The 13966-nt window shown below is 40.7% G+C and carries 13 protein-coding genes; 10 read left to right on the top strand and 3 right to left on the bottom strand.

Annotation, left to right across the window (positions count from 1 at the left end; genetic code table 11):
- Nucleotides 1–25: 25 nt before the first annotated feature.
- Entirely contained in the window at nt 26–436 is a 411-nt protein-coding gene (locus ACSVDH_RS28270; protein ID WP_439250872.1) for a helix-turn-helix domain-containing protein, read from the bottom strand.
- A 240-nt stretch (nt 437–676) separates the two neighbouring features.
- Between ACSVDH_RS28270 and ACSVDH_RS28265 the strand changes: the two genes are divergently transcribed.
- The 9 genes from ACSVDH_RS28265 (at nt 677) to ACSVDH_RS28225 (ending at nt 8668) form a co-directional block, all read left to right on the top strand.
- Nucleotides 677–1093 carry a hypothetical protein gene (locus ACSVDH_RS28265; protein ID WP_439250870.1) on the top strand — a complete coding sequence of 139 codons (417 nt, stop codon included), beginning with the start codon at nt 677–679 and terminating at the stop codon, nt 1091–1093.
- Nucleotides 1094–1282: 189 nt separating this feature from the next.
- Nucleotides 1283–1630, top strand: coding sequence for a single-stranded DNA-binding protein (locus tag ACSVDH_RS28260; protein ID WP_299091939.1), 348 nt, complete (start codon nt 1283–1285; stop codon nt 1628–1630).
- A gap of 148 nt (nt 1631–1778) precedes the next feature.
- Nucleotides 1779–2348: a hypothetical protein gene (locus tag ACSVDH_RS28255; RefSeq protein WP_439250868.1), complete on the top strand. Its 570-nt coding sequence runs from the start codon at nt 1779–1781 to the stop codon at nt 2346–2348.
- Nucleotides 2349–2375: 27 nt separating this feature from the next.
- Nucleotides 2376–3086, top strand: coding sequence for a GntR family transcriptional regulator (locus ACSVDH_RS28250; protein ID WP_299091945.1), 711 nt, complete (start codon nt 2376–2378; stop codon nt 3084–3086).
- A gap of 213 nt (nt 3087–3299) precedes the next feature.
- A complete protein-coding gene (locus tag ACSVDH_RS28245) occupies nt 3300–4397 on the top strand; it encodes an EF_0837/AHA_3915 family putative deacetylase (protein ID WP_439250866.1) in 1098 nt (365 codons plus the stop codon).
- Nucleotides 4375–5478 (top strand): DgaE family pyridoxal phosphate-dependent ammonia lyase, encoded by a 1104-nt coding sequence (locus ACSVDH_RS28240; RefSeq protein WP_439250865.1) that lies wholly within the window; start codon nt 4375–4377, stop codon nt 5476–5478. The genes ACSVDH_RS28245 and ACSVDH_RS28240 overlap by 23 nt, the downstream gene beginning before the upstream one ends.
- A gap of 1 nt (nt 5479) precedes the next feature.
- Complete coding sequence (dagF, locus tag ACSVDH_RS28235) at nt 5480–6235, top strand: 2-dehydro-3-deoxy-phosphogluconate aldolase (RefSeq protein ID WP_439250864.1); 756 nt, start codon at nt 5480–5482, stop codon at nt 6233–6235.
- Nucleotides 6228–7244: a sugar kinase gene (locus ACSVDH_RS28230; RefSeq protein WP_439250863.1), complete on the top strand. Its 1017-nt coding sequence runs from the start codon at nt 6228–6230 to the stop codon at nt 7242–7244. The genes dagF and ACSVDH_RS28230 overlap by 8 nt, the downstream gene beginning before the upstream one ends.
- Nucleotides 7245–7342: 98 nt before the next feature.
- Nucleotides 7343–8668, top strand: coding sequence for a GntT/GntP/DsdX family permease (locus ACSVDH_RS28225; RefSeq protein ID WP_439250862.1), 1326 nt, complete (start codon nt 7343–7345; stop codon nt 8666–8668).
- Between the two features lie 384 nt (nt 8669–9052).
- On the opposite strand, the gene ACSVDH_RS28220 is transcribed toward ACSVDH_RS28225, so the two are convergent.
- Nucleotides 9053–11815 carry a DEAD/DEAH box helicase gene (locus ACSVDH_RS28220; RefSeq protein ID WP_439250861.1) on the bottom strand — a complete coding sequence of 921 codons (2763 nt, stop codon included), beginning with the start codon at nt 11813–11815 and terminating at the stop codon, nt 9053–9055.
- The gene (locus ACSVDH_RS28215) at nt 11808–13439 is read right to left on the bottom strand and encodes an SWIM zinc finger family protein (protein ID WP_439250860.1); all 1632 of its coding nucleotides are present in this window, start codon (nt 13437–13439) and stop codon (nt 11808–11810) included. The genes ACSVDH_RS28220 and ACSVDH_RS28215 overlap by 8 nt, the downstream gene beginning before the upstream one ends.
- 267 nt (nt 13440–13706) lie before the next feature.
- Here ACSVDH_RS28215 and ACSVDH_RS28210 point away from each other — a divergent pair, with 267 nt between their 5' ends.
- Nucleotides 13707–13850 (top strand): YwzD family small protein, encoded by a 144-nt coding sequence (locus ACSVDH_RS28210; protein WP_197089672.1) that lies wholly within the window; start codon nt 13707–13709, stop codon nt 13848–13850.
- Nucleotides 13851–13966 lie beyond the last annotated feature (116 nt).

The following is a 13966-nucleotide window of genomic DNA, read 5'->3' as shown; positions in this document are numbered from 1 at the left end:
AATAATTAATGCAAAAAAATGATCGTTACTCAGATAATTTCTTCGTTTTTTCGATGACGGTAATTAACATCTCTTCAATCAGCTTGCGGTCTTTTGGTTTAGCTAGTAAAAGCTGTTGCAGACATGAAAGCATTTTAGGATTCTTAATTAAATAATCAATAACTTGTGGCAGCGAAGGCTCCTCACAATAGTCTCCATATACCTCAAAAAGGTAATCATTTGTTTGTTGCTTCCTTCCAATCAGTTCATCGATGCTAATATTAAATGCATTGCTTAAGGAAAGCAGATAGGATAAGGCGGGCTCTTGGACACCTGTTTCAAGTCGCGTTATAACCGGTCGGGATACATTTATCCTTTCAGCGAGCTGTTCCTGCGACCATCCATTTTGCTCCCGATAATATTTCATATTCATGATAAAAGTTTTTAGCTCTCTCATTTAGACCTCCTGTATGTTCTACTACTGAACATCCTGCCAACTGTTCGATAATTAAACAGGAATAGATATTTAGACCTATATTGAGAATAGCGAAAAAATATGAAGAAAGAATGAGATGAGTGTTAAGATTTCCTTAAAATTCGTCAAATATCATCAAATATCATGATTCTCTTTTTTCAGTCATCACAAAAAATGCCATATAATGACATTGTAAATTATTTGAAATGGGGTAATAAAAAAATGATTCTATTTAAATTAAAAAGCCTTTATGTCAAACAGAAAAAAAGAGAGTCATTACAGGTTAATGAGAAACCAGCTGAGGGCGACATCGTATTGAAAATAGCTGATTTTAAAAAAGGCAAACAGAAAGATTACTATTTTCTCGTTCCTACTCAAGCAATCGTTGAAATTCACTATGAAACAATCGATCAAAAAAATTTATTGCGTTTTGTTTTCTATTTAGAACAACGAAATCTATCTATTCAATACTTCACATGGAATGAGGTAGAACAACACTACATAGAAGCACCCCTTAAAAATGAAATAATTCAATCCCATTCCTTCCAAGTCATTCTTCAGAGTATAAGCTATTCAGGCGATCAGCATATTTCATTCATTGTAAATTCAATTCAACGCTTAACAGACTTACCGAACTAACTGAAAAAACAATGAAATTGGCGAAATTTGCGGAAAGAATAAGCGATCATTTTTCAAAGTGAAAAAATGTATTAGGTGATAAAGAAGTTTCAGGAGCTGCTAAAAAATCAAAATGGATTTTTACTGATTTTTCCAACAGGGTGAAATCTATTACAATTTATTTGTACATAAAAGGAAAGGAGGGACAAGGTGATCAATCAAATTATTTTAGTAGGTCGTCTAACAAAAGATCCAGAACTTCGCTACACAGCAGATGGATCGCCAGTCGCAAACATCACGTTGGCTGTAAGCCGGCAATTTCGTAATGCAGCAGGTGAAATTGATACAGATTTTGTTAACTGTACACTTTGGAGACGAACAGCTGAAAATACAGCAAACTATTGCCGAAAAGGCTCAATTGTTGGTGTGACAGGAAGAATCCAGACACGCAGCTATGAAAATGCTGAACGAACCCGTGTCTACGTCACTGAAGTTGTAGCCGATTCCGTTCGCTTTATGAGCGGAAAACCACGTGAATTAGTGGAGCAAGAAAGCTAGTTCCGCTTTTCTCTGTACTAGAAAAAATCAAAAGTACCCCCAATACCCCTCGAAGATTGAGAGGCTGGTTACTGCTAGATTCCCTCAGCAAGCCAGCCTATTTTTAGGAGAAATAATGGTATAATAGCAAAGAGGAGGTGATAGAAGGATGGAAGAATTATTAAAAACCTTTATGAGTCAAATGAATCATCAATTTTCACTTTTAACGAAGGAAATCCATGAAATAAAAGATGGAGTAGCAAGTTTAGAAGGAAGAATGGATAAGTTAGAAGGTAAGGTTGACACTTTGGAAGGAAGAATAGATAAGCTAGAAGGAAGGATAACTGCTTTAGAAGAAAATCAATCAAAGCTTATCAAAAATCAAAACGAATTAAAACAAACGATCAACCAGCATGCCACAGAATTTAGAAGCCATTTTAAAAAGATTGAGGAAGAGCTTAAACAGCATCGCGAAGCTTTTAATATTTATGCTGCAGATCTAAGCTCAGTAAAAACAAATGTTGAGTATTTAAGTGGGAAAACAGGTGTGCACGATATGAAAATAAACAACATCGAAAAAAGCTCGAAGTATAACCTACTATTCCCACTACCGCTATTTTTTATATCCTGCTTCAAAATAAAACTTCTCCAGTCATCCCTCAAGAAAATTAGATTCCTACACTTTCAAAAAAATTATTGGTACAATAAGGGAGAGATAAAACAACTATATGAACAATGAGTAGATACATTGGAAAGGTAGATCTTAATGAGATTGTTACGAAATAAGGGACCATTTTATATACAAGTAAAAAATGAATTGAAAGAACGGATCATTAAAGGCGTGTACCCTAAAAATTCGTTAATCCCTCCTGAACCCGAATTAGAAAAGGAGTTTGGCGTGAGTAAAATTACGATACGCAAAGCGGTTGAACAACTGGCGATTGAAGGCTATGTGGAAAAGCATAGCGGCATCGGTACGAAGGTATTGGCAAATCGGGCCGTCTCAAAATTATCGAAGGGACAGGGGTTTTCAGAATATTTATTATCAACAGGATATACCTTGAAAAAGGGCAATGTAACGATCTCTAAAGTTGATGTATCAGACCATCCCGTTTTGTCTGATCATTTTGAGCAAGAGTGCTATTGTATTGAGCGGATTTATACGTTAAATGATCAGCCATATATTCATTTTACCCACTATATTCCTAATCGTTTTTCACTATCATTAGATCCTGAAATGTTTAAGGATTCCTTGTATGAATTGTTGTATGAAAAGGGAGTTTATTTTAATCGGTTTCAAGATGAATTTGGTGTGGACACACCGAATGAAAAAATCGCCAAATTGTTAAAGATTGACCCGAAGCCGCTATTCCAACGAACCCGCTTTTCTTATGATATCAATGAACAATTAATCGAGTATTCGATCGGCTACTATAATACCGATATTCATAAATATGTCGTTAATCTGAATGTATAGGGTAGAAACATAGTGATTTCTATCCTTCTAGCTGCATGGAATATTTTACATGCAAATTTTCTCATTAAACATTATAACGTTATATTTACTTTATTCTTTTTCTATGTTATCTTTACGTTACATTAAGAAATTATTTTTTATTATAAAACATTATAACGTTATGATTAATAAAATTGTAAGCGTCTTTAATTGACTATGAAAAAGGTGATATAGATGAAGGATTTTGTATTGCGTCATGTAAAGCGATTAAATGAAGAGGAAATCGATATCGTCATTGAGGATGGAAAAATTGCCCAGGTAATGAAGGCTGGGGATGGTCACGGAGAGCATGTTATCGATTGCTCCGGCCTATATGTATCAAGCGGGTGGATTGATTTACATGTCCATGCCTTTCCGGAATTTGATCCGTACGGTGATGAAATCGATGAAATCGGAGTAAAGCAGGGAGTAACGACTATTGTTGATGCGGGAAGCTGTGGCGCTGATCGTATTGCCGATTTAGCAGCAAGCAGAGAAAAAGCAAAAACGAATGTATATGCCTTTTTGAATATTTCACGTATTGGCTTAGAAAGAGTTGATGAATTATCAAGGTTAGAGTGGATTGATAAAGGGAAGGTTGTACAAGCTGTAAAGGAATATAAGGATATAATTGTTGGCTTAAAGGCACGGATTAGTAAAAGTGTTGTTTGTGAAAATGGTATTGAGCCTTTGAGAATCGCTCGTGCCCTTTCTAGTGAAACAGACTTGCCGATAATGGTTCATATCGGCTCGGGACCGCCAAAAATCGATGATATTATTCCGCTTTTGGAAAAAGGAGATGTCATTACCCATTATCTTAATGGAAAGCAAAACAATCTTTTTGATGAACATGAGAACCCCCGCCAAGTATTAAAAGATGCCATTAAACGCGGTGTTCATTTAGATGTTGGTCATGGTACCGCAAGCTTCTCCTTTAAGGTGGCGGAAGCAGCAAAGCGTCATCATATCGCTTTAAATACAATCAGTACAGATATTTATCGCATGAACCGATTAAAAGGGCCTGTTTACAGTATGGCTAATGTTTTGACGAAATTTCTCTCCTTAGGATATTCGCTTGAAGAGGTTATCGCAGCGGTTACGATCAATGCTGCTAACTGGTTGAAAAAACCGGAGCTTGGCTGGATAAAGGCTGGAGATGTTGCTAATCTGACTCTTTTCGCAGTGAAAAATGAGCCGATTACTTTAATCGATTCAGACGGTGAAAAGCGGGTATCAGATCAACGAATCGAAACTAAAGGAGTGGTTGCAAATGGCGAATTCATTAAATGCTAAATATGGACTTAAACGTGTGATTAATGCAAGTGGACGAATGAGTATATTAGGTGTTTCAGCTCCAACGGATACGGTAATGGAAGCAATGAAACAAGGCGGTCAAAACTATGTGGAGATTGCAGATTTAGTTGATAAAGCCGGTGATTACGTAGCTAGGATTTTAGGTTCAGAGGCAGCCGTAATCGTAAACTCGGCATCAAGCGGGATTGCCCTTTCTGTTGCCGCAATGGTGACACAAGGAAATCGCCGTAAAAGTGAGCGTCTTCACCAAGAAGAAATTACGAAAAGAGAAATCATCATGCTGAAAGGTCACAACGTACAATACGGAGCACCTGTTGAAACGATGATCTATTTAGGCGGGGGAAAATTAGTTGAGGTAGGCTACGCCAATGAAGGAAAGGCGGAGCATATCGAGGATGCGATTTGTGAAAATACTGCGGCCATCCTTTACGTCAAATCACACCACGCCGTCCAGAAAAATATGATTTCGATTGAAGAAGCTTGGGAGGTTGCCAAACGAAATGGTGTTCCACTGATTGTCGATGCTGCAGCAGAAGAAGATCTTCAAAAATATGTGAAATACTCAGACCTGGCAATCTATAGCGGCTCAAAGGCGATTGAAGGACCAACCTCAGGGATTGTGGCCGGTAAACGCAAATACATTGAGTGGCTAAAGGTTCAATTACATGGCATTGGCCGCAGCATGAAGGTCGGAAAAGAATCGGCATTTGGCTTACTTCAAGCGCTTGATGAATACGGCAATAAAGAAGACAAAAGCGAACAAGAGAAAGAAACCTTGCAGACATTAATGACATTGAATGAACTCAATGGCATCAAGGTGACAATTGTCCAGGATGAAGCAGGTCGGGCGATATTCCGGGCGCGTATTCACATTGATCCAAACGAGGCACATCTAACCGCAAAAGAAGTGAATACAAGGCTGCGCGATGGTGACATAGCCATTTACACTCGTGATTATGGTGTGAGACAGGGCTATTTTGATATCGATCCCCGTCCTCTGCAGCATGATGATATTGAGGTAATTGAAGCGAAAATCCGTGAAATTGTAGGAGGTAAATAAGATGGCAAACATAACAAATCGATTTTACAAAGACCGTGTCGCATTAAATGTGCTAGCAAATAGTGTAGAAAATGCAAAAGAGGTATTTGAAGCAGCTGAAGGCTATGTATTAGTCGGTGTTCTTTCAAAGGATTATTCGACAGTGGAAGAAGCAGTTGCCGCAATGAAAGACTACGGTGAGCAAATTGAAGATGCCGTATCGATTGGATTGGGCGCTGGTGATAACCGTCAGGCAGCTGTAGTAGCTGAGATTGCGAAACACTACCCTGGCAGTCATATCAACCAAGTGTTCCCTTCTGTCGGAGCAACACGCGCCAACCTTGGAGAGAAAGATAGCTGGATCAATAGCTTAGTATCTCCAACAAGGCGGGTCGGATATGTGAATATCTCAACAGGCCCAATCAGCGCTGCCCAGGAGGAGCATGCGATTGTACCGATTAAAACGGCGATTGCCCTTGTGCGCGATATGGGCGGCAATGCATTAAAATACTTCCCAATGAACGGGTTAAGCAGTGAAGACGAGTTCCGTGCAGTTGCTAAAGCATGCGGGGAAGAAGGCTTCGCGCTTGAGCCGACAGGCGGGATCGATAAAGGTAATTTTGAAGCGATATTGCGTATCGCCCTGGAAGCGAAGGTTCCGAAAGTGATTCCTCACGTGTATTCATCAATCATTGACAAAAGCACAGGAAAAACAAAGGTCGAGGATGTGCGCGAATTATTAGAAACGATAAAGAAATTGGTTGATCAATATGCCTAAGAAGATCGCGGCATTCGGAGAGGTGATGATGCGCTTGCAGGTGCCAGGCTATGAGCTCCTATCACAAGCGAGCACATTAAACTACTCCTTCTCTGGAACGGGAGTCAATGTAACCGCAGCTTTAGCACGATTTGGACATACAGGGTATCTCGTGTCCACGTTGCCAGCCAATGCCGTTGGCGATGCAGCTGTCTCGTATCTGCAAAAACTAGGAATAACGCAAAACTTCATTAGACGTGATGGGCATTATGTGGGCATGTATTTTTTAGAAAATGGATTTGGTGCCAGGCCAAGCAGGGTGACCTATACCAATCGTCAAGAGAGCAGTTTTAACACAGCAGCTGAAAAAGCTTATGATTTTACCACCATTGCCAAGAAAATCGATGTTGTTCACTTTTGCGGAATCACCTTGGCGATGAATGATGCGGTTCGTCAGCAAATGAAAACATTCGCTAAAGCAGTGAAGGAAAATGGTGGTACAGTTGTTTTTGATTGTAACTACCGCCCATCGCTCTGGGGTGAAGATGGATATAAAAAAGCGAAGCCGCATTATGAAGAAATGCTCCATCTGGCTGATATTGTCATGATGAATGAAAAGGATGCCATCTATATTTTGGGGATGAAAACGGAGAAGGAAGGTCGTCATGAGCAGCTCGTGGACTTGATTCCAGCTGTGGCAGAAACGTACAACATCTCTGTTATTGCTGGGACACATCGTTCCATTAACGGAGACAACACCCATTCGTTAAGGGGATTTATGTATAAAAATCAAGCATTCCATTTTTCAAAAACACTCGTCTTTTCTGTATATGACAGAATCGGGGCAGGAGATGCCTATACAAGCGGGATTATCCATGGTGAGGTCGAAGGATTTTCAATAGAGAAAACCGTTGAATTTGCTGCAGCAGCAGGGATGCTTGCCCATACCATAGCGGGTGATACGCCAATGTCAACAGAGCGTGACATCATTCAAGCAATGACTGTATCGCTAGGCGATATACAAAGATAACCATAATTAAAAATAGAGACTGCGAGAAAAGGGGAAAAAGCTCCCTTTCTCGCAAAGTGAATGAAAACGTTTACGTATAGGGAGAAGGGGGAAGACCTATGGAATTATATTTGTTAACGATTACCTTGCTGTCCATTGTCATTGTCATTTTAGGTGTCGCATGGTGGAAATGGCATGCGTTTATTAGTTTAACGGTTGCCAGCTTGTTTTTAGCGGTGATGTCCGGATTATCAATGGATAAAATCGTCACGGCTTATGAAACCGGAGTTGGCAGCGTGTTAGGTCATTTAGTCGGAATTTTAGCGTTGGGGACGATTTTAGGAAAGCTGATGTCTGATTCAGGTGCTGGAATGCAAGTAGCGGATTTCTTCATTCGCATCTTTGGTGTAAAAAAATTGCCATGGGCGATGCTCCTTTCAGGCTTTATCATTGGGATCCCAGTATTTTTTGATGTAGGGATTGTCATGCTGCTGCCTCTTGTTATTTCAATCTATCGAACGACAAAGCAAAATATATTACTAATCGCCATACCTGTTCTAGCAGGATTATCCATTGTACATGGCTTGGTACCTCCACACCCTGGAGCTATGACGGCAATCGGCATCTATCAAGCGGATATCGGAAAGGTTCTGATTTACTCGCTAATCATTGCGCTGCCAGCTGCGATTATCGCAGGACCGCTGTTTGCTAAGTGGGTAAAAAATCGCGTGATACCAGAAGGTGAGCCAGAGTTAATTCGTGTAAGCAAGATGTCAGAAAAATTGCCAAGCACGGGCATTTCATTCTTCATCATCTTATTACCGGTAATATTAATGGTCTTATCCGTTATTGCGCCGTATTTGCCAATACCAAGCGCTGTTCTAAAGTTATTTCTCTTTATTGGAAGTCCTGTTATTGCCCTGTTAATTTCGTGTTTTGCAGCCTTTTATTTCCTTGGGATTCGTCAAGGAATGGATAAAACGTATATTCAAAAGCTATCAGAAGAATGCTTACTGCCAGTTGGATCGATCATTTTAATCATCGGGGCAGGCGGAGGCTTTAAACAAATCCTTATTGAGAGTGGTGTAGGTACATCGATTGCCCAAATGTCCGAGCATTTCTCCCTCTCACCGATCGTATTGGCGTTTATCGTATCAGGCTTGATCCGCATCGCCACAGGTTCGGCAACAGTCGCCTTAACAACAGCTGCCGGAATTGTTGCGCCAATTATCGAACATATGTCAGGCGTAAACCTGGAACTGCTCGTGATCGCGACAGGTGCCGGGTCGCTCATGCTCTCACACGTCAATGATGCGGGGTTCTGGATGGTCAAAGAGTACTTGGGCTTATCCGTAAAGGAGACCTTTAAGACTTGGACTGTATTAGAGACGTTGCTTTCGTTTATTGCTTTTGGAACCGTTTTATTGTTTGATTTGTTTGTTTAAGTGATAGAAGGCTGTATCAAACGTTCTAACTTTAGTTTGATGCAGCCTCTACTTCTTTAAAGAACAATTCTTCAAGTTGAAAAGGAGAAAGTGTTCCTCATATCTCCTTTGACCGATATTGCTAAATGAATAAAGGAAAGTGCCTGTCATATCTACTTACATTAAGAAACTAATAAAAACAGCCCAATGAACCAATTGGGCTGTTTCCATTCTTACTTTGAAACCTTCTTTTCAATTAATGTAACAAGCTTCTCCCACTGTGGGGCTTTTTTATCCTCTGTTTTCTTCCCTTTTTTCTGCTTTGCTGCCATGAGTTGTACCCCTTTAACTCCGAAATTTCTAATTTGTAGATTATTTGACAAAATTCAGTCTGTTCCCAACATCTTAAATTGACAACGTAAACAGCTCTTCCAGTTCATCAGATGATAGTTCGGTGATCCAATTTTCACTTTGAATAATTTCATCATTTAACGATTGCTTTTTCTCCAACATTTCATCGATTTTTTCTTCAATGGTACCGGTTGTGATCAGTTTATGGACATGAACAAATCGGTCCTGGCCGATCCGGTATGCACGGTCGGTTGCCTGGTTTTCAACAGCCGGATTCCACCATCGGTCATAATGGATGACATGATTGGCTGCGGTCAAGTTTAAGCCTGTGCCGCCGGCTTTCAACGAAAGGATTAAAAACGGGTACTCCTTCTTTTGGAAGGATTCGACCATGCGGTCACGCTCATTTTTCATCACGCTTCCGTTTAGAAAGAGAACTTGTTCCCCGAATTCTTTTTCAAGCAGATCCTTCATCATTTCGCCCATGCCAATATATTGTGTGAAGATGAGGCAGCTTTCCTGCTGCTCACGAATCGTTGTCGTTAATTCAATGAGCTTCTCTATTTTATGTGACCGGGTGACGAGCTGCTTTGGCTGCGGCTCTTTTAAATAAAGGGCAGGATGGTTGCAGATTTGCTTCAGCTTGCCGAGCATTTTTAAAATTAATGCCTTCCGCTGCATGCCGGCTAGTGATGTAACCTGTTCAAACGTATCCTTGACAAGCTGCTCATAAAGGGAGGCTTGCTCAACTGATAATGGAACATATTCCTTTTGCTCCTGCTTTTCAGGAAGATTTAAAGCGACATGTTCATCGCGCTTCGTTCTTCTTAATAAAAATGGCTTAATATAACGCTGCAGCTGCTCAATCTGTTCGGTGCTGCGATCCTTTTCAATCGGCAAAACATATCGCTTATGAAAGCTGTGCAGGCTGCCTAAGTATCCGTGATTGAGAAAATCGTAAATCGACCAAAGCTCAGTCAGGCGGTTTTCCATTGGCGTACCGGTTAGGGCAATATGATGACGGCCGCGCAGCTTGCGAATCGCTCGCGACTGCTTCGTATGGGCATTTTTAATGTTTTGCGCTTCATCTAGGCAAATCGTGCTCCACGAAATGGAAGACAGTTCCTCAAAGTCGGCATGTGATAATCCGTATGAAGTAATCACCACATCTGCATCCTTGATCGCTTTCGCAAACTTTTCTTCTTTCGCACGGTTTGGGCCGTAATGCAGCTTAATATTCAGATGTGGGGCAAATTTATCAAATTCCCTTTGCCAGTTTCCAAGCACAGAAGTCGGCGCGATAATCAACGCAGGGTGTTCAGGTTGCTCATGTTTCTTTACATATGAAAAATAGGCGATCATTTGAATCGTCTTTCCAAGCCCCATATCATCGGCTAAGCAGGCACCAAAGGAAACACTTCGTAAAAATAAGAGCCAGTCGACTCCATTTTGCTGATAGGGACGAAGTGTGCCGTGAAATTCGCTTGGAATCTTGTTGGTCGGCAGTTCACTCGTATCTGTCAGCTTTCTAAGCATTCCTCTCATTTGTTGATTTAGCTCGATTTGAATGTTGGCAAATGCCCGGGTATCAAGAACATCATCGTCATCCGAATCAATATCCTTTGCTTGCAGCTCCTGCTGTAAAATATCAGAAAGATGAAGGCCTTCGCGATCAGCTCTTTTTAAGATCGCCTGCACCTGTTTAATGAAGGCAGGGTCTAGTTTAATCCATTGCCCTCTAAAATTAACAAGGCGGCGCTTCTGGGCAACGAGCTCAAGAAACTCCTCTTCACTCATTTCTACTCCGTTTGTGGCAAAACGCCAATTAAAGTCGATCAGAGAATTCATTCCAACAAAGGACTGTCCCCGTGGAGTAGACGATACCTTTGCCTTAAGCATAAGCTGTGATTCCTTAACAACCTGCCACCACGAAGGAAGGAGAATTTCTACCCCCATATTGATCAGTGTTTCACTGGCGTCTGTTAAGAATAACCATGCTTCATCCTCGGTCACAAAGGTTGTTCCTGTTTGAAAGCTCAGCCATGGAACGATTTCCGCGAAACGCTCCTGCTCCCGTTCAATTTTAGCTAAATATGGGCGCCATTTACGCGGCAGCTCGCCTTCCCCTTGAAAGTGAATCATTTCTTCTTCATTGTCTTTACTGCGCAGCAAAATTTCCAGTTGCCAGTCGTCACCATCTATTTCAGGCTCATTTAAGCGGAGGCCGACAGTAAACGGTGTGTCATCGATATTCCAGCCGATTTTTTCGAGAAAATCGGCTTCATCAATAAAATGTCCTTGAAACGTTGTGAGGACTGGATAGGATTGGACGATTTCTGCCCAGGCTTCACGGAGAAGATGATCATGTTCAATTAAATCTGCCAGGGCGGCCGAAAACCATTCCAAGGCAAATCCCTCTAGTTGGTTTTCGGCATCCTTAAAGCGGGTAACCCCCTGCTTCCAGCCTTCGAAATCTGGCATATATTGCCCATTTGCAATGAGGTCATAAATCTGGTGGGCGTCGTTTGCCAGCCGCTCTGCATCCTCTGATAGGGTAATCGTTGCAAGCGAATTATAGGTTTCTTTTCCAAGCAGCTCAACCATCATCCATGGCGAAAGCTGCACAGCTGGTATGCCGATATAACTTATGTCCTCAAGCTTTGTTCCGAAAAAAGAAGACTCATGCCATGTGAAAAGGTAGCGGATGAATTCATGCACTTCTAATGGGCTCTCGTCATGTGCCGCTGTGCAATACACATAAAAATGATAATCTTCAATTTGCTCGGCATGAACGACAATATTGACCGTATTAATCATGAATCAGCTTCCCTTTCTTCAGTTCTTCTTTAAAGGCACGAAGACGTTTATGCTCTTCAGATAAATGAAGAATATAATTTTCCCACACTTCTTCCCGTTTTAACTTTTTGTACTGTGCCTTCATTCGTTTTAAGTAGCGGACAGCCATTTTATAGTTTTCTCTGGATTTCATGCTAATTTCCTCTTGAACAGATTTCACATAAAGCGGTAAAAGAATTCCCGGCTCTTTTTTCTCAATTTCCTTTAAAAGATAGGTGTCCATTTCATGAAGCGAAAAGCCTAACAAGGTTTGGAGTTCAATCCATGTTTTATATTCCTCTTTATCCAACAGATAATCATGAAACTCTGCATAACTAAATGGCAGCATGTTGCGGCAGGCTTTTTCAAAAAGCTGATGATCCTTCACGGCATCGCCATATTGTTTGATTAATTGAATCGAATAGCGGATCACCTGCCGTTTTTCTTCAAAAGAGATCTCGCTATTGATATATTCTGTTGAATGCTCCATCATATAGGAAACCCATCCCGAAAGACGTTTCCAATTTTTCTTTTTTAAAATATCCTCCATCCAATTAAAGGTCAGCGGCAAGGCAGCTGGGGTAAGCTTGCGCAACGTCGCAAAAATGTGCTCATCATGTGACTGGAGAAAATCCATGTGCATTAACGCGATTTCCATTTCCACTGCAGATAGTGATTGATTTTTATGTTCATGCTCAAGACGTTCTTCTAGCCATTCCCGCTCAATCGAGATGAATTTATCACGCCGTAAAAGCTCAATCCACAGCAATTGATAAAGGTTGACCCGTTCATATTGATAATGCTGGCTTGTATAAAGCAGTTCCCTGAAGCGTTCTATACTATCAACTAACAGCGGATCAAGTGCAAACGGCAGGGCATAGCGTTTCATCTCACGGATCGCAATTTGGACATTATCGATGATTTGATCAATATATGGATAAATAATATGTTGTAACGTATAGTCAGTTGGTTTCGTCTCATTAATCAGATGCAATATTTTTAAAAAGACAGTAACAGATGCCTGGACAATAAAAAATTGCTTCATCTCAGGGGATTTAGGTGCCTTTTTCCTAAGATTCGAATAATAATGGTGAAACAGACTTTGGAACAGCTGGTGTTGTGATGGAACCTGCTCTTGCCATTCATCATAGACGCGGTCAAAAAAGGCAATCCAGCTCGCTAAGGAAGCATCTTCATAATCCTTTTCAGGCTTTAACAACGAGCTCGCTTTGCGCATATGTTTCAGTACATCATCTACTGGCTTTTCTTCCTTCCATAGGTCAACAAAAGTGCCGACGCGGTCAACACTTGCATATACATAAAGGAAAGCAGCGATCCGATGTCGGCAAATAGCAGTAGAAGGACAAGTGCAGGTGCTCATCACAAAATCGTCTAAATCTAGCTCAACCTTAACACTTGTCACATCCTGTACCTTTGCCGAAACGGTATGACTCGTTGCGCTTACATTATAAATACTGCCTTGTCTATATAAGATGAGTCCTTTTTTTATTAAATTCCGATCCTCCTCATTCTTGGGAGACAGCAATTGTTTAATTTGTTCACCGGCACCAAGCACTAGTTCTTTACTAAGTTCCTGACCTAGCATATGGATATGAACCCCTTTCGAATGAAAACCTAATTCTTCTATTATACCTCAAAACGAAAGGTCTAAAAAGGTTTAGGACGAGAATGAACAGGGGACATAAAATAGAGAAAGCAATCGAATCGTGTTGTCGAAAGGAACTTTAGTGATGAACATCACGAAAGCATGGAAAAATCAGGCGATTATTATTTGCTTGCATGCTTGCTTGATTGCAAGTATAATAGTCCCATATTGTCTGAAATTGTAAAAAAAGAAAGGGATTTGTAAAATATGAAAGATAGTCAGCTAAAACAAGAAGAGCTGCTGCAAATTCTGTTACGCGCTCATGACAAAGGCGAAAAAACAACGGACATCACAACAACTGAATTACTAGAAGACTTGATCTCACAAATAAAGAAAGTATATGCATCATAAAAAATCCGGGCGCTTTAGGGCGTCCGGATTTTTTGATAAACAAGAAAAACTTCGTCATTCAGGCATAAACCTTGAGGAGTAGAACTTACTTTCGTCCTCCGAGCTTAATTTTTTCT

This window comes from Metabacillus sp. Hm71, assembly GCF_051842955.2.
GTDB lineage: Bacteria > Bacillota > Bacilli > Bacillales > Bacillaceae > Metabacillus.
Note: the sequence above shows the minus strand (reverse complement) of the source record. Positions and strands in the feature narration are given on the sequence as shown.